Annotated in this window: 17 protein-coding genes; 9 read left to right on the forward strand and 8 right to left on the reverse strand. The window is 72.8% G+C overall.

Annotation, left to right across the window (positions count from 1 at the left end; genetic code table 11):
• Positions 1 to 31: 31 nt before the first annotated feature.
• Positions 32 to 268, reverse strand: a complete 237-nt coding sequence (locus tag ACZ6JT_RS08870) for a hypothetical protein (protein WP_376613409.1) — start codon at positions 266 to 268, stop codon at positions 32 to 34.
• A gap of 72 nt (positions 269 to 340) precedes the next feature.
• On the opposite strand from ACZ6JT_RS08870, the gene map reads away from it, so the two are divergent.
• Both map and ACZ6JT_RS08880 read left to right on the forward strand, forming a co-directional pair.
• On the forward strand, positions 341 to 1,198 hold the full coding sequence (gene map, locus ACZ6JT_RS08875) for a type I methionyl aminopeptidase (protein WP_469208722.1): 858 nt from the start codon (positions 341 to 343) through the stop codon (positions 1,196 to 1,198).
• A 128-nt stretch (positions 1,199 to 1,326) separates the two neighbouring features.
• Positions 1,327 to 1,974, forward strand: coding sequence for a biliverdin-producing heme oxygenase (locus ACZ6JT_RS08880; protein ID WP_469208724.1), 648 nt, complete (start codon positions 1,327 to 1,329; stop codon positions 1,972 to 1,974).
• Between the two features lie 34 nt (positions 1,975 to 2,008).
• Here the strand turns inward: ACZ6JT_RS08880 and ACZ6JT_RS08885 are convergent, their stop codons facing one another.
• From ACZ6JT_RS08885 to ACZ6JT_RS08900, 4 genes are all read right to left on the reverse strand, one after another.
• Positions 2,009 to 2,326, reverse strand: a complete 318-nt coding sequence (locus ACZ6JT_RS08885; RefSeq protein ID WP_469208726.1) for a hypothetical protein — start codon at positions 2,324 to 2,326, stop codon at positions 2,009 to 2,011.
• Between the two features lie 70 nt (positions 2,327 to 2,396).
• Positions 2,397 to 3,086, reverse strand: a complete 690-nt coding sequence (locus tag ACZ6JT_RS08890; RefSeq protein ID WP_376613414.1) for a PhzF family phenazine biosynthesis protein — start codon at positions 3,084 to 3,086, stop codon at positions 2,397 to 2,399.
• Between the two features lie 19 nt (positions 3,087 to 3,105).
• Complete coding sequence (locus tag ACZ6JT_RS08895) at positions 3,106 to 4,518, reverse strand: HtaA domain-containing protein (protein ID WP_469208728.1); 1,413 nt, start codon at positions 4,516 to 4,518, stop codon at positions 3,106 to 3,108.
• Between the two features lie 53 nt (positions 4,519 to 4,571).
• Positions 4,572 to 5,948, reverse strand: a complete 1,377-nt coding sequence (locus tag ACZ6JT_RS08900; protein WP_469208730.1) for an HtaA domain-containing protein — start codon at positions 5,946 to 5,948, stop codon at positions 4,572 to 4,574.
• A gap of 114 nt (positions 5,949 to 6,062) precedes the next feature.
• Between ACZ6JT_RS08900 and ACZ6JT_RS08905 the strand changes: the two genes are divergently transcribed.
• From ACZ6JT_RS08905 to efeU, 6 genes are all read left to right on the forward strand, one after another.
• Positions 6,063 to 7,079, forward strand: coding sequence for a heme/hemin ABC transporter substrate-binding protein (locus ACZ6JT_RS08905; protein WP_469208732.1), 1,017 nt, complete (start codon positions 6,063 to 6,065; stop codon positions 7,077 to 7,079).
• 169 nt (positions 7,080 to 7,248) lie between these two features.
• Positions 7,249 to 8,499 (forward strand): FecCD family ABC transporter permease, encoded by a 1,251-nt coding sequence (locus ACZ6JT_RS08910; RefSeq protein WP_469208734.1) that lies wholly within the window; start codon positions 7,249 to 7,251, stop codon positions 8,497 to 8,499.
• A 77-nt stretch (positions 8,500 to 8,576) separates the two neighbouring features.
• Positions 8,577 to 9,431: a heme ABC transporter ATP-binding protein gene (locus tag ACZ6JT_RS08915; protein WP_469209600.1), complete on the forward strand. Its 855-nt coding sequence runs from the start codon at positions 8,577 to 8,579 to the stop codon at positions 9,429 to 9,431.
• A 188-nt stretch (positions 9,432 to 9,619) separates the two neighbouring features.
• The gene (efeO, locus tag ACZ6JT_RS08920; protein ID WP_469208736.1) at positions 9,620 to 10,774 is read left to right on the forward strand and encodes an iron uptake system protein EfeO; all 1,155 of its coding nucleotides are present in this window, start codon (positions 9,620 to 9,622) and stop codon (positions 10,772 to 10,774) included.
• 31 nt (positions 10,775 to 10,805) lie between these two features.
• Positions 10,806 to 12,110: an iron uptake transporter deferrochelatase/peroxidase subunit gene (gene efeB, locus ACZ6JT_RS08925; protein WP_469208738.1), complete on the forward strand. Its 1,305-nt coding sequence runs from the start codon at positions 10,806 to 10,808 to the stop codon at positions 12,108 to 12,110.
• A 25-nt stretch (positions 12,111 to 12,135) separates the two neighbouring features.
• A complete protein-coding gene (efeU, locus tag ACZ6JT_RS08930) occupies positions 12,136 to 12,984 on the forward strand; it encodes an iron uptake transporter permease EfeU (protein ID WP_469208740.1) in 849 nt (282 codons plus the stop codon).
• Between the two features lie 4 nt (positions 12,985 to 12,988).
• Here efeU and ACZ6JT_RS08935 read toward each other — a convergent pair whose 3' ends face one another.
• Together ACZ6JT_RS08935 and ACZ6JT_RS08940 are read right to left on the reverse strand one after the other, a co-directional pair.
• The gene (locus ACZ6JT_RS08935) at positions 12,989 to 13,558 is read right to left on the reverse strand and encodes a GNAT family N-acetyltransferase (RefSeq protein ID WP_469208742.1); all 570 of its coding nucleotides are present in this window, start codon (positions 13,556 to 13,558) and stop codon (positions 12,989 to 12,991) included.
• Between the two features lie 49 nt (positions 13,559 to 13,607).
• Positions 13,608 to 14,474, reverse strand: coding sequence for a PhzF family phenazine biosynthesis isomerase (locus ACZ6JT_RS08940; RefSeq protein ID WP_469208744.1), 867 nt, complete (start codon positions 14,472 to 14,474; stop codon positions 13,608 to 13,610).
• Positions 14,475 to 14,594: 120 nt separating this feature from the next.
• On the opposite strand from ACZ6JT_RS08940, the gene ACZ6JT_RS08945 reads away from it, so the two are divergent.
• Positions 14,595 to 15,011 carry a hypothetical protein gene (locus ACZ6JT_RS08945; protein ID WP_469208746.1) on the forward strand — a complete coding sequence of 139 codons (417 nt, stop codon included), beginning with the start codon at positions 14,595 to 14,597 and terminating at the stop codon, positions 15,009 to 15,011.
• Here the strand turns inward: ACZ6JT_RS08945 and ACZ6JT_RS08950 are convergent.
• A complete protein-coding gene (locus ACZ6JT_RS08950) occupies positions 15,008 to 15,769 on the reverse strand; it encodes an SDR family oxidoreductase (RefSeq protein ID WP_469208748.1) in 762 nt (253 codons plus the stop codon). The two genes, ACZ6JT_RS08945 and ACZ6JT_RS08950, sit on opposite strands and share 4 nt — an antisense overlap.
• Positions 15,770 to 15,844 lie beyond the last annotated feature (75 nt).

Consider the following 15,844-nt stretch of genomic DNA (forward strand, 5'->3'; position numbering starts at 1 on the left):
CGCCGCTGAAGTGGCGGCCGGGTCGCGACCGCTACGGCGCCGTGCCCTCTTCTTCCTCGCGGGTCTTGTCGTTCCACTTGGGGTCGTTCTGCCATTCGAGGTTGCGTTCCTGCGCCGTCTCCATGGCGTGGCCCGCCGCCTCGGGCGTCTCGTACGGGCCGAAACGGTCCTTCGCCGGGCACTCGGGGCCTTCTTCGACCTTGTTGTGGACCAGGCAGTAGTACCACTCGCCCGCCTTGCCCACCTGGCGCTTCTTGAACAGGGCCATCGTTGTCAGGCTCCTCTCGTTACCGCTCTCTGCCGCCATGCTGCCCCATCCCCGCTGGATACACTCGCTTGCATGTCTGGCCAGTCGCTGCTCGTACCAGGCGAGCTTTCTCCCGTCCGTTCCGTTCCCGGAAACATCCGCCGGCCCGAGTACGTGGGCAGGCCCGCGCCCACTCCGTACACCGGACCGGAGGTGCAGACGGCCGAGACCATCGAGGCCATGCGCATCGCCGGCCGGATCGCCGCCCAGGCGATGGAAGAGGCCGCCAAGCTGATCGCGCCGGGGGTGACCACCGACGAGCTCGACAAGGTCGCCCACGACTACATGTGCGACCACGGCGCGTACCCCTCGACGCTCGGCTACCGCGGCTTCCCGAAGTCGCTGTGCTCCTCCGTGAACGAGGTCATCTGTCACGGCATCCCGGACTCCACCGTCCTGCGCGACGGCGACATCGTGAACCTCGACGTGACCGCGTACATCGGCGGGGTGCACGGCGACAACAACGCCACCTACCTGTGCGGCGAGGTGGACGAGGAGTCGCGGCTGCTGGTGGAGCGCACCCGCGAGGCGCTGAACCGCGCCATCAAGGCCGTCAAGCCGGGCCGCCAGATCAACGTCATCGGCCGGGTCATCGAGTCGTACGCGAAGCGCTTCGGCTACGGCGTGGTCCGGGACTTCACCGGCCACGGCATCAACTCCTCCTTCCACTCCGGCCTGATCATCCCGCACTACGACAGCCCGCACGCCACCACCGTCATCGAGCCCGGGATGACCTTCACCATCGAGCCGATGCTGACCCTGGGCACCCACGAGTACGACATGTGGGCGGACGGCTGGACGGTCGTCACGAAGGACCGCAAGCGGACCGCGCAGTTCGAGCACACGCTGGTGGTGACGGACTCGGGGGCGGAGATCCTGACCCTGCCGTAGCCGCGTCCCCGGTGCCGGTTTTTTACCGACAGCTCGTCGGGAACGCATTGACTTAGGCAAGCCTAAGCAGGAGGATCGGGCGTGGCGGCCGTGCCGTCACGCCCGTTTCCTCTTCCTGGAGGTTCGCCTTGGACGCCTTCTCTACGGTCATCCGCGTCGCGTCGCACGAGCAGCACACCGAGGCCGAGACGTCGACCTTCATGAGCGACCTGCTCGGCGGACGGCTCGGCGTGGACGCGTACACGCGCTACACCGAACAGCTGTGGTTCGTGTACCGGGCCCTGGAGGACGCGGCCGGGACCCTCAGGAACGACCCGGTGGCCGGCCCGTTCATCCGGCCCGAGCTGATGCGCGTCGCCGAGATCGAGCGCGACCTCGCACACCTGCTGGGCCCGGACTGGCAGGAGAACGTGGTGGCGCTGCCCGCGACGCGGGCGTACGCCGCGCGCGTCGCCGAGTGCGCGGCCGAGTGGCCGGGCGGATACGTCGCCCACCACTACACCCGCTACCTGGGCGACCTCTCCGGCGGCCAGATCATCCGCGACAAGGCCGAGCGGACGTGGGGCTTCGAGCGCAAGGGCGACGGCGTCCGGTTCTACGTCTTCGCGGACATCTCCAACCCGGCGGCCTTCAAGCGGACCTACCGCGAGCTGCTGGACGCCATCGCCGCGGACGACCTGGAGAAGCAGCGCATCATCGACGAGTGCAAGCGCGCCTTCGACTTCAACGGCGCGGTCTTCCGCGAGCTGGGCGAGGAGTTCCGCCTCAGCGCGTAACCCCTGCGGGGAGCTCCCCGTTTCAAGAGCCGTTTCAGGAGCCGCTGAACGCCCAGAGCCCCAGCAGGGCGACGAGGAGCGCGTGGGGGTAGAAGAAGGCGAGGACGCAGCCGGTGGTCCCCAGCGCGAGGCGCCTTCTGCGCTGCGCGTCGGTGCGCGGTGGGATCCAGGCGGTGGCCACCAGCGCCAGGGGGACGACGTAGAACAGGTCGTAGGGACCGCCGAGACGGGGCAGGTACGAGGTCGCCTGGCCGAGCCACGCGGCGGCCGGAGCCAGCACGGTGAAGAGCGCCGCCACCGACAGCCACCGCCGCCGCTCGTCGGGGTGCGGGAGCGTCGAGATCTTCGTCATGACGCCATTGCACCGCGCCGACCGGCGGCCGCGGCAGCGTCCGCGTACTCACTTCCGCCGTGCGGGATGCCTAGATCGTGCGCGATGCCCGGGCTGCGGGCCGGTCCGGGTGGCGCTCGAAGCGGACGCGGCCGCCGATCTCGATGGTGCCGTCGGGGCCGGGTGCGGTGAGGATCTGGGAGCCGGCGCCCTGGGTGATGTTCAGGGCGCGGTTGAGCTGGGCCGTCAGCAGGATCGCCGCCGAGCCGGTGGCCTCGTCCTCGGCGATGATCCCGTCGGGGCGGCGCGGGAAGCCGCGGGCCCGCACGCGGCCCGCGGTCTCGTCCTCCCAGGCCCAGGCGTAGAGCCAGCCCTCGCCCGGCGGCGGGGCCGGGAGCGCCTCGACCTCGGCGACGGATCCGTACTGCTCGGTGCGCTTGCCCTCGACCCACTCGGCGCGGGCCGTGATCCAGGTGAACTCCCCGTCGTCGCGGGCCCATACGGATCCGGCGGGCGGCTGGAGCTCCTCGATGTCGAGCAGCCACGCGACCCCGACCAACGGATGCCCGGCGAAGGACATCCGCGTGCCCGGGGTGCGGATGTCGACGACCCCGCGCTCGGGGTCGTCGACGAACACCGTCTCGCTGTAGCCGAGTTCGGCGGCCAGCGCCTGCCTCGACGCGTCGTCGGGGCAGGTGCGGCCGTCGCGGACGACTCCGAGCAGGTTGCCGTACCGGCCGTCACCCGCGCAGAAGACCTTCAGCACGTCGAGATCGTTCACCCGGGAATTCAAGCACGGCTCAGGCCTGGGCCGTACGCCGCCTGCGGGCGAGGAAGACCGCGCCCGCGCCGGCCGCGATCGCCGCGCCGGAGGTGGTGAGCAGGGCCGTGGCCGGGATCTCGGCGCCGGTGTTGGCGAGGTTGCCGCCGACGGAGCCGCCGCCCACGCTGCCGCCCGTACCACCGCTGCCGCCGGTGCCCCCGGTGGTGCCGGTGCCGCCCGTGGTCGTGGTCGTGGGCAGGGTGGCGTCCTTGTCCACGGCCACGGAGAGGGTGAGCGGGTCGATCGCGTCGCCCGCCTTGTACAGGGAGCCGGTGGTGTCGTTGGCGAAGGCCGCCGCGCCCTCGGTGGTGAAGGCGGCCGGGACGGCGGTCAGCGCGAGCACGCCGTTCTTCGTCTTGTAGTCGGTCTTCGACAGGTCGAGCGTGGCGAAGGGGACGGCCGCCTTGCTGCCGGCGGCGTTCTTGAGGTCCAGGTAGAGGGTGCCGGTCTTGCCGGTGGCGTCGAGGCGCGGGTTGGCGAAGGTCAGGTCGATGCCGTGGGCCGCGTACTGGAAGCGGAGGTTGCCCTCGAAGGAGGCGTTCAGCTTCTGCTTCTTGACGTCCAGCTCGCCCTTGCCGAAGGCGAAGTCGAAGAGGTCGCCGTTCTTGGCGGCGCCGCCGGCCGGGGTGATGGAGCCGGCGCCGAGCACGTACGTGCGGAAGGACTGCTTCACGCCCCACGTCAGCTTGCCGCTGAGGAGCTTCTGCACGCCGTCGGCCGGAGCGGTGGGCTGCGGGGCGGTGGGCGTGGACTTCGTGGGGGTGGGCTTCGGCGAGGTGGGCTCGGGGTCCGGGGTGGGCTGCCTGAAGTCCAGCTTCGCGGTGAGCGGGTCGCCCGCCTTGTTCTCGTAGCCCGGCGAACCGAGCGCGTCGGCCGCCTCCTTGGTGAGCGTGGTCGCCAGGTCGGTCATCGCCTGGCCGGCGAAGGCCACCTTGGCCAGCGGCACGTCCTGGGCCGTCGTGCCGGACTTGGTGACGTCCGCGGTGAGGTTCTTGGTGCCGGTGTCGATACGGAAGTCCGAGAGCTTGACCTCGAAGCCGTGGCCGGTCGGCGGGGCGGGCGAGGAGAAGGTGACGCTGCCCTTGAAGGCCGCCTTCACCACGTGGCCGCCGGCCGGGTCGTACCGGCCGGTCGGCTCGACGAAGCGCAGCGAGCCGTCCTCGTTCTGCCTGGCGCCGTCCGCCACGGTGATGGTGCCCTTGGCCATGCCGGTCACGTAGGCCCGGTAGCTCGCGAGCACACCCCAGTCGAGGGAGCCGCCGATGATCTCCACCGGCTGGGTCGGGGGCCCTGCGGCGGCCTGGGCGGGCAGGACGAGGGCGGTGGTGCCGAGCGCGGCGGCGGTGAGGACGGCGGCCGCGAGGGAGATCGGGCGGCGGATGGACGACATGGCTGGGAACTCCTGGGGACAAGAGGAAAGGGACGAGGGAGAGGGCGGGCGTACTACTCGGCGGTGGCGGCCGTACGGCGCTTGCGGACCACCAGGAAGGCGGCGCCGCCGGCCAGGACGGTTACGGCGACGGCCAGGGCGATGAACAGCCCGGTGCCGGAGGACTGCGCGGCCTGCGCGGCGGGAGCGGGTTCGGCGGCCGCCGGGGCGGGCGCGGGCGGGACCGTGGAGCCCAGGTCGGGCAGGGCAGGCAGCTTCGCGGTGGCGTCGAGGGCGACGGCGAGCGAGACGGGGTCCATCTCGGTGCCGGCCTTGTACAGGGAACCGAAGGCCTGCGACCCGCCCTCGGTGAGGACGGCCGGGGCTTCGGTCAGCGTGGCCAGCCCGCCCTCGGTCTTCATCCCCCTGGCGTCGAACTCCACCAGCGGGACGGCGTTCTTCGTCTCGCTGCCGGTGGTCACGTCAGCGGACAGCACGCCCTTGCCGTTCTGCACCTTGACGCCCACCTTGCCGAGCGTGAGGTCCAGATGGGCACCGGTGAACCGGACGGTGCCGGCGAAGGCCGCGTCAAGAGTGCCTTTCCCCCCGTCGTACGCGCCCTTGCCCTGCGGGAAGCGGAACAGCGCGCCGCCGTCCTGGGCGCCCTCGGCGAGGGTCCACTTGCCCTGGCCGACCGAACCGGTGACGTACTCGCGGAAGGTGCGGCGCACCCCCCAGTCGACGGCGGCGTCCGCGAAGGCGCCCTTCGCCTGCGGGGTCTGCTCCGTGGCGCCCGGCTGCGGGGTCGCCGGCGGGGAGGGCTCCGCGGCCGGGGCGGCCTTGACGTCGGCGGAGAGCGAGACGGGGTCGAGCCGCGTGCCGGCCGCGTAGTAGCCGGCGAAGGCCTGGGCGCCCTGCGCGGTGAGGGTGGCCGGGACGTTCGTGAGGGTCAGCGGGCCGGCGCCGCCCTTCATGTCGATGCCGCCGAGGCCGAGGGTGGCGAAGGGCACCTGGGACTGGCTGCTGACCGCGCCGGTGTCCTTGGCCTTGCTGGAGACGTCCACGTACAGGGTGCCGGCACCGCCGATGATCTTGACGGTGGGGCGGCTGACGGTCATGTCCAACTCGTAGGTTCCGTCGGACTTCTGGTGTCCCTGGAAGGTGACCCCGCCCGAGTAGGAGGCCTCGAAGGTGCCGGTCGCCGGATCGTAGGAGCCGGCCGCCGAGTGGAAACGGAACAGACTGCCGCCGACCGTGGCCGCCCCGCCCTTCAGCTTGAAACCGCCTTTCGCGACCGGGCCGGTGACATAACTCTGGAACGACGACTTGATGCCCCAGTCGAGGCGACCCCCCTGCACGGTGCCCGCCCGGGCGGCGGTGGCCGGGAGCAGGACTCCCAGCAGGGCCGCCAACAGCGTGACGGCGAGCGCGCGGACGGGTCCAGCGGACATGAACGTCCCCTCCTGAGACTGGCTAAGCAAGGTTAGGCTAACCTAAGCTAAGTGCGGCCGGGTTCGTAACCCCCCGGTCTCAGCACCCAGTCGGACGACCAGGACGGTGCTTTCGTGCCTACGCCCGCCGCGTCACACCGCTTCCCCCGTCTCGCCGTTGCCGTGGCAGTACTGGCACTCGCGCTGACGGGCTGCGGAGGTACGGCCACCTCTTCGGGCTCACCCGCCCCCTCGGCGGCCGCGGTCCCGGACCGGGTGGAACCACTCGCCCCGGCGCCGCAGCCCGCACTGCCGGTCACGGTGGCCTCGGCCGACGGCGCCCCGGTCACCATCACCTCCGCAGACCGCGTCGTCCCGCTGACCGGCAGCCTCAACGAGATCGTCCACACCCTGAGTCTCGGCCGGCTGGTCGTCGCCCGGGACATCACCGCCACCTTCGAACAGGCCGCCGCCCTACCGGTGGTGACACGTGGCCACGACGTCTCCGCCGAGAGCGTCCTGTCGCTGCGCCCGACCCTCGTCATGGCGGAGACCACCAGCGGCCCCGCGGAGGCGATCCAGCAGATCCGCGACGCGGGGATCCCCGTCCTCGTCGTGGCCCCGGCCAAGTCCCTGGACGACGTACCGAAGCGCATCGACACGGTCGCCACCGCCCTGGGCGTCAAGGACGCCGGCACCCGGCTGAACCAGCGCACCGCGGACCGGATCACCGCGGCCCGCAAGGAGATTCCGGCCACCTACGGCAAGAAGCCCCGCGTCGCCTTCCTCTACCTGCGCGGCACCGCCTCCGTCTACCTGCTGGGCGGCTCGGACTCCGGCGCGGCCTCCCTGCTGGAGGCGGCCGGCGCGGTCGACACCGGCAAGGAGTCGGGGCTCGGCAAGGACTTCACCCCGATCACGAGCGAGGCCCTCGCGGCCGCCGCCCCCGACGCGATCCTCGTCATGTCCAAGGGCCTCGCATCGGTCGGCGGCATCGACGGCCTGGTCAAGATCCCGGGCGTCGCCCAGACCCCGGCCGGCATGGACCGCCGCGTGGTCACCGTCGACGACGGCGTCCTCCTCAACTACGGCCCCCGCACCGACCAGGTACTGACCTCCCTGGTCACCCAGCTCTACGGCAAGGCCACCTGAAGTGCCCCTCCCCGACCCCACCAGTGGCCTGGCCGGCCAGAACACGGCACCCCACACCGGTTCCGCCGGGGCCGGGTGTATGCCGGGACGATCCCCGCAGGGCGCCACTGGCCTGGCCGGCCAGAACACGGCACCCAGCCCGGGCACCGGTTCCGCCGGGGCCGGGCGTGTGCCGGGACGATCCCCGCAGGGCGCCGAACGCACTGCCGCCGAGCTCTCCGACCCCTCGTCACGTTCGGCGTCCGAGGAGACGTCCCGGCGCGCGCCCGGCCCCGGCGGAACCACCCCGCACGCGGCGGCCCCCGCCCAACCAGACCCCGCCAAGCGGCGCAGCCAACCCGCGCCCGGCCGCGGCCGAACCACCCCGCACGCGGCGGCCCCCGCCAAGCCGCGTGACCGCAGGAGCCTTTGGCTCACCGCCGCGCTCGTCGCCGCCCTGCTCCTCCTCGCCCTCGTCTCCGCCGGCACCGGCGCCTACCGCATCCCCACCCCCGACGTACTCGCCTCCGTCCAGCACCGCCTGGCCCTCGGCGGGGCCCCCCTCGACCGGGTCGGGGAGAGCGTGCTGTGGAACGTACGCCTCCCCCGCGTCGTCCTCGCGCTGCTCGTCGGCGCCGGCCTCGGCTGCGCGGGCGCGCTCATGCAGGGCGTCTTCGGCAACCCCCTCGCCGAGCCCGGCGTGATCGGGATCTCGGCCGGCGCCGCCGTCGGCGCGGTCGCCGCCATCGGCCTCGGGCTCGGCTTCCTCGGCAACTGGACGATCCCCGCCTGCGCGTTCGTCGCGGGCCTGGTCACCGTCAGCTCCGTCTACCTCCTCTCCCGCAACGGCGGGAAGACCGAGGTCGTCACGCTCATCCTGACCGGCATCGCCGTCAACGCCTTCGCCGGCGCACTCATCGGCCTGTTCGTCTTCTTCGCGGACAGCGGCCAGGTCAACCAGATCACCTTCTGGCAGCTCGGCTCGCTCGCCCAGGCCACCTGGCCCAAGGTGCTCGCCGTCCTGCCCTGTGCCCTCGCCGGTCTGCTGATCGCCCCCTGCTACGCCCGCCGCCTCGACCTGCTCTCCCTCGGCGAACGCCCGGCCCGCCACCTCGGCATCGACGTCGAGCGGCTGCGCCTGTCCCTCATCCTGGTCGTGGCCCTGCTGACCGCCGCCGCCGTGGCCGTCGCGGGGGTCATCACCTTCGTCGGCCTGCTCGTCCCGCACCTGCTGCGCATGGCCAACGGGCCCGGCCACCGCTTCCTGGTCCCCGGCAGCGCGCTCGCCGGAGCCGTGGTCCTCGTCGCGGGCGACCTCGCCGCCCGGACCCTCGCCCAGCCCGCAGAGCTGCCGCTCGGTGTGCTGACCGCCCTGATCGGCAGCCCCTTCTTCTTCTGGCTGCTGCGCCGCACCCGCCGCAAGCAAGGAGGCTGGGCGTGATCAGCGGCAGGAGCACCGGCACCGGCAGCCGGCCCGCCAACCTGGCCGGCAAAGTGGCCGGCAGAGTGGCCGGCAGAGTGGCCGGGCTGCTCGCCCGGAACAAGCGCACCCTCCCGTCCCGCCCCACCCCCGGCACGCCCCTCGCCGAGACCGAGGACCTGCACGTCCGCCACGGCGCGCGCGAGATCCTCTCGGGAATCGACCTGACCGCCCGCTCCGGCGAGGTACTGGCGCTGGTCGGCCCCAACGGCGCCGGCAAGTCCACCCTGCTGGCCGCTCTCGCCGCCGACCTGCCGGCCGCATCCGGCCAGGTCCGGATCGACGGCCGCCCGGTGGGCGACTGGAGCGCCCCGGATCTCGCGCTGCGCCGCTCCGTCCTCCCCCAGTCGGCCGCGCTGTCCTTCCCCTTCCCGGTGCAGGACGTCGTCCGGATGGGCCGCGCCCCCTGGGCCGGCACCCCTCTCGCGGACGCCGACGAGGAGGCCGTGGCCACCGCCATGGCTGCCACCGAGGTGACGGACTTCGCCGCGCGCCCCTTCTCCGCCCTCTCCGGCGGCGAGCGGGCCCGGGTCGCGCTGGCCCGCGTACTGGCCCAGCGGGCCCCGCTGCTGCTGCTCGACGAGCCCACCGCCGCCCTCGACCTGCGCCACCAGGAGCTCGTGCTGCGCATCTGCCGCGAGCGCGCCGCGGCCGGGGACGCGGTGGTCGTCGTCCTGCACGACCTGGGCCTGGCCGCCGCCTACGCGGACCGGGCCGCCGTCCTCCACGACGGCCGCATCGCCGCGGCCGGACCGCCCGCCGAGGTGTTCGAGGACGCCTTGCTCAGCCGGGTCTACCGGCAGCCGGTGGAGGTGCTGCCCCACCCGCGCACCGGGGCCCCGCTGGTGGTCCCCGTCCGTTCGGCGCCCCAGCCCGCCTTGACCTTGCCTTGACCCGGCCATGGGGTTGCCGTGAAAGGTCCGTGACGGGTCCGTGTCCGGTCGCCGCATCACACGGACAGGTGAGAGCTGAATCACTGGACGGGTGGGTATGGCTCAGGTAAGCCTCGGTTAAGTTAGGTCCGCCTCACCGGCCTCTCCCCCTTGGGACGGCCCACTCGTCCGACGCCCAGGAGCCCCCTATGCGCCCCGCCCGCCTCACCGTCATCGCCGCCGCCTCCGTCGCGGCGGCCCTGACCGCCGTCACCGGCTGCTCCCAGAAGAGCGACGCGGGCGGCGACGACGTGATCAAGGTCGCGGCCTCCGACAGCGCCTGCGACGTGTCGAAGACGGAGTTCCCGTCGGGCAAGGTGCAGATCGACGTCGAGAACAAGGGCTCGAAGGTCACCGAGGTCTACGTCCTCTTCCCGGACGCCCGCATCGTGACCGAGCGCGAGAACATCGGCCCCGGCACCAAGGCCTCCATCACCGCCGAGATCAAGGCGGGCGACTACGAGATCGTCTGCAAGCCCGGCATGAAGGGCGATGGCATCGCCAAGAAGGTCAAGGCCACCGGCAAGGGCGCCGCCGAGGAGAAGCGCAGCCCCGAGGCGGACGCCGCGGTCTCCGCCTACCGCGCCTACGTGGTCGCGCAGGCCGAGGAGACCATCCCCAAGGCCCAGGCCTTCGCCGACGCGGTCAAGGCCGGCGACATCGAGGGCGCCAAGAAGCTGTACGCCGCCTCCCGCATCGGCTGGGAGCGCACCGAGCCGGTCGCCGAGTCCTTCGGCGACATCGACCCGAAGGTCGACGTCCGCGAGGACGGCCTGGAGGCCGGCCAGGACCCGGCGAAGGACTGGACGGGCTGGCACCGCCTGGAGAAGTCGCTGTGGGCCGACAACAAGATCGGCGACGACGAGAAGAAGCTCGCCGACACCCTGATGGCGGACCTGGCCGACTGGCAGAAGAAGGTCGGCACCGCGGAGATCACCACCAGCTCGATGGCCAACGGCGCCAAGGAGCTCCTCGACGAGGTCGCCACCGGCAAGGTCACCGGCGAGGAGGAGCGTTACTCCCGCACCGACCTGGTCGACTTCAAGGCCAACATCGAGGGCGCGGAGAAGGCGTACGAGCTGCTGAAGCCGCTCGCCGCCAAGAACGACCCGGAGCTCGCCAAGCAGCTGGACACCCAGTTCGCGGCGATGACGACGCTGCTGGACAAGTACCGCACGGACAAGGCGTCCTACGAGTTCACCTCGTACGACAAGCTCGGCGACGCGGAGAAGAAGGAGCTCTCGGACGCGGTCAGCGCCCTCGGTGAGCCGCTCTCCAAGCTCGCCGCCGCGGTCACGAAGTAACGGCAGAGAACGAAGCAGGCGGGAGAGCAGCATGACGCAGTCGGAGTCGGCGGCGCAGTCGGAGTCGGCGTCCGCGGCGCAGCCGCAGCAGGCGGTCGACGGGTCCGCGGCGGCGCCCTCGCGGCGTGCCGTCCTGGGCTGGGGCGGGGCCGGGCTCGCGCTCGGCGCCGCGGCGGCCGGCGGTGCGGTGGCTGCCTTCGGCGGCGGGTCGGACATGGTCTCGGCCGCGGCGGCCGGGGGTGCCGTGCCGTTCCACGGCGAGCACCAGGCCGGTATCGCGACCGCCGTGCAGGACCGCCTGCACTTCGCGGCCTTCGACGTGAAGACGAAGAGCCGCGAGGAGCTGGTGCGGCTCCTCAAGGAGTGGACCGAGGCGGCCCGCCGCATGACGGCCGGTCAGCCGGTCGGCGAGGGCGGCTTCGGCGGTCTCCCGGAGGCCCCGCCGGACGACACGGGCGAGGCGCTGGGCCTGAAGCCCTCCCGCCTCACCCTGACCATCGGCTTCGGTCCGGGCCTGTTCGCCAAGGACCGCTTCGGCCTGGAGGGCAAGCGCCCCGAGGCGCTGATCGACCTGGAGCTGTTCCCCGGCGACAACCTGGACCCGGCCCGCTCCGGCGGCGACCTGTGCGTCCAGGCGTGCGCCGACGACCCGCAGGTCGCCGTGCACGCCATCCGCCAGCTCGCCCGCATCGGCTTCGGCAAGACCGCGGTGCGCTGGTCCCAGCTGGGCTTCGGCAAGACCTCCTCGACCACCCCGGACGAGCAGACCCCGCGCAACATGATGGGCTTCAAGGACGGCACCCGGAACATCTCGGGCACCGACAACGCGGCCCTGGACAAGCACGTGTGGGTCGGCGCGGGCGACGGCAGCGACTGGCTGACCGGCGGCTCCTACCTGGTGGCCCGGCGGATCCGGATGAACATCGAGATCTGGGACCGCACCCCCCTGCAGGAGCAGGAGGACATCTTCGGCCGCGACAAGGGCGAGGGCGCCCCCGTCGGCAAGTCCAAGGAGCGCGACGAGCCGTTCCTGAAGGCGATGAAGCCGGAGGCGCACGTCCGCCTGGCCCACCCGGACAGCAACAACGGTGCGACGATCCTGCGCCGCGGCTACTCCTTCACCGACGGCACGGACGGACTGGGCCGCCTCGACGCGGGCCTGTTCTTCCTCGCCTACCAGCGGGACGTGCGCAAGGGCTTCGTGCCGATCCAGCGGAACCTCGCGAAGTCCGACGTACTCAACGAATACATCCAGCACGTGGGTTCGGCCGTCTTCGCCGTCCCGCCGGGCGTCCGCGACAAGGACGACTGGTGGGGCCGGACGCTGTTCGCGTAGTCCCCGCCGGAGAGGAACAACCGCCGTGTTCGGCAACTACCTGATCGGCCTGCGCGAGGGGCTGGAGGCCAGCCTGGTCGTCTGCATCCTCGTCGCGTACCTGGTCAAGACCGAGCGCCGGGACGCCCTGCGCCCGGTCTGGCTCGGCATCGCGATCGCCTGCGCGCTCTCGCTCGCCTTCGGCGCCCTGCTCACCTTCGGCAGCCAGGCGCTGACCTTCGAGGCGCAGGAGCTCCTCGGCGGCACCTTGTCCATCATCTCGGTGGGCCTGGTGACGTGGATGGTCTTCTGGATGAAGCGCACCGCGCGGCATCTGAAGGGCGAGCTGCAGGGCAAGCTCGACACCGCGCTCGCCATGGGCACCGGCGCGCTGGTCGCCACCGCATTCCTGGCCGTCGGCCGCGAGGGCCTGGAGACCGCGCTGTTCGTGTGGGCGTCGGTACGGGCCAGCGGCGAGGGCTCCTCGGCCCCGCTGATCGGCGTGCTGCTGGGCATCGCCACGGCGATCGTGCTGGGCTGGCTGTTCTACCGCGGCGCCCTGAAGATCAATCTGGCGAAGTTCTTCAAGTGGACCGGCGCCATGCTGGTGGTCGTGGCCGCGGGCGTGCTCGCGTACGGGGTCCACGACCTCCAGGAGGCCCGCTTCCTGGGCGGCCTGGGCACCAAGGCCTTCGACATCTCTGCGGCGATCCCGCCGGACAGCTGGTACGGGACGCTGCTCAAGGGCGTCTTCAACTTCCAGCCGGACCCCACCGTCCTGCAGCTCACGGTGTGGGTGCTGTACCTGGTCCCCGTGCTGACGCTGTTCTTCCTCGACCGCAGCCGCCCGGCGAGCCCGAAGCCGCAGCCCGTGGACGCCGCGCCGGCGGGCTGACCGCTCACCACAGCCGGTCTGTGTGCCCGGGGTGGAGCGGGACGCGGACGCCGGTGAAGGCCGCGCGGTCCCGGCCCGGGTCGTCCGTGAAGAAGTCCGCCAGCACCACCTTGTCGAAGCCGGGGGCGTCGGTGGCCAGCGGCTCCGGGTCGTCGGGGGCGCCGCCCACCAGCACCGTGCCGGGCAGCTGCGCGAAGCCGGCCGCCTCGTAGAACGGGGCCAGCGGCCGGTCGCAGCTGAACAGCGCCAGGTCGACGGCCGGGTCCGCCGCGAGCTCGGCGCGGGCCGCCGCCACCAGCCGCGCCCCGCACCCCCGGCCGCGCAGCGCGGGCCGGGTCACGACCGCGCTCAGCCCGGCCGCCCGGTAGGTCCGCCCCGCGAGCCGGACCTCCTTGAACAGCAGCGCCAGCGAGGCGGCCACGGTGCCGTCCCCCGCCAGCAGGAGCAGGGCCCGCGGAGCCAGGGCCGGATCGTGCCCCGGCTCGGCCCCCGGCCAGGCCGCGTCCTCCAGCGCGGCCACCTGCCGGGCCAGCTCTGCCGGCAGCTCCGCCTCGGCGCATCCGACCACCCTCATGAGCGGGCCTCCTTGTTCGACTGCGGCGCCGCCGCCGGCGTGGCCGGATTCACGGGAGGCGGACGCCCTCGCCGCCCACCCTGACCCGGGGGTCGCCGGTGCGCAGTTCCACCGTGAGGACCCCCGGCCGACCCATGTCCTCGCCCTGGTGGAGGGTGAGCACGGCGTCCGCCGGGACCAGGCCGAGCTCCCGCGCGTACGCGCCGAAGGCGGCCGCGGCGGCTCCCGTGGCGGGGTCCTCGACGACGCCGCCGACCGGGAAGGGGTCCCGTACGTGGAACTCCGTGGGGCCCGCCCGGTGCACCAGCTGGACCGTGGTGAGGTCCAGGCGCCGCATCAGAACCTCCAGGCGGGCGAAGTCGTACGCGAGGTCCGCGAGCCGGGCCCGGGTGGCGGCGCCGAGCACCAGGTGGCGGGCTCCGGCGTAGGCGATCCGGGGCGAGAACGCCGGGTCCAGGTCGCCCGCCGGCCAGTCCAGCGCGGCCAGCGCCTCGGCGAGGTCGGCCGCGTCGATCTCCTCGGTGTGCGGCTCGACGCTGGTCAGCGTGGCCCGCAGGCGACCGCCGTCCTCGGCGGTGACGGACACCGGCACGGTACCGGCCGGGGTCGCGAAGAGCAGTTCGCCCGGCCCGATCCGCTCGGCCAGTGCCACGGCCGTCGCCACGGTGGCGTGCCCGCAGAAGGGGACCTCCGCCTTCGGGCTGAAGTAGCGCACGGTGAAGGACCGGCCCGCCGGGCCGCCGAACCCCTCGGGCGGTGCGGTCAGGAAGGCGGTCTCGCTGTACCCCAGGCGGGCGGCGATCGCCAGCATCGCCCCGTCGTCGAGCCCGGCAGCGTCGAGCACGACCCCGGCGGGGTTGCCGCCGGCGGGGTCGTGGGAGAAGGCCGTGTAGCGCAGTACCTCGGTGTCCGTCATGTGGCCATGATCGTCCGGAGCACCGTGCGGGGTCCAGGCCTTTCGTGCCGGGCGGAGTGGACGGCTCCCGGCGGGGTACGAGCGGGCCGACCGGCACACACCGCGAGAACGGGTACGACGATGACCGAACATCCCGACGAGGCCGCAGTGGAGGCCGCCCACGAACCGCACGACCCGGCCCCGGGAGAACGCGCCGCCGTCGACCGGGTGCGCGCCGAAGCCGTCGGGATGGGGCACCACCGGGTGGAGGCCGCGCTGGAGGCGGCGCGCGCGGAGGCCGCCGACCCGGCCGTGGTCGCCGAGTGGGAGCGCATCGAGGAACACCTGGCCGCGCACCGGGGCCCGTACGCCCCGGACGCCGACCCGTTCCTGCAGGGCCGGCTCACGGCTCGCGCACAGCACGGCATCGACCCGCCGGAGCCGGACCGGGGCCCGGGCACGGACTCGGACTCGGACTCGGACTCGGGCACGGGCACGGACTCGGACTCGGGCACGGACTCGGGTCCTGCGAACTCGGTTCCTGCGGGCCGGCGCTAACCCCGCCCGATGTAGGGCATCGACGTCGCCATCACCGTGGCGAACTGCACGTTGGCCTCCAGCGGGAGCTGCGCCATGTGCAGGACCGTGCGCGCCACGTCGGCGGCGTCCATCACCGGCTCGACGGCCAGCTGCCCGTTGGCCTGGAGGATGCCGGTCTGCATGCGTTCGGTCATCTCGGTCGCCGCGTTGCCGATGTCGATCTGGCCGCAGGCGATCCGGTACGGACGTCCGTCGAGCGACAGGGACCTCGTCAGGCCCGTCATCGCGTGCTTCGTCGCGGTGTAGGCGATGGAGTGCGGGCGGGGCACGTGCGCCGAGATGGAGCCGTTGTTGATGATGCGGCCGCCCTGCGGGTCCTGCCGCATCATCTGCCGGAAGGCGGCCTGCGCGCACAGGAAGGCGCCGGTCAGGTTGACGTCCACGACCGAGCGCCAGGCCTCGTAGGTGATGTCCTCCAGCGGGACCCCGCCCGGCCCGTAGGTGCCGGCGTTGTTGAACAGCAGGTCGAGGCGGCCGTAGCGGGCCCGCACTGACTCGAACAGCGCAGTCACGTCGTCCGGGTCGCTCACGTCCGCCCGTACGCACAGCACGTCGGCGTCGGGGCCGGCCGCGGCGGCGGTCTGTTCGAGCGGCTCGGTCCGACGGCCCGCGACGGCCACGGACCAGCCCGCCGCTGCCAGGGTCAGCGCCACGGAGCGGCCGATTCCGGAGCCGGCGCCGGTCACCACGGCGATCTTCTTCGTACTTTCGTCCATGGGCCCGCAGGGTACGTCACACGGCCGCCCGGTCCCGGGACGTTCCGATTGCTGAGAGCATGGGTCGGTCAGGGG

The sequence above is a fragment of the Streptomyces sp. NPDC046308 genome (assembly GCF_055588065.1).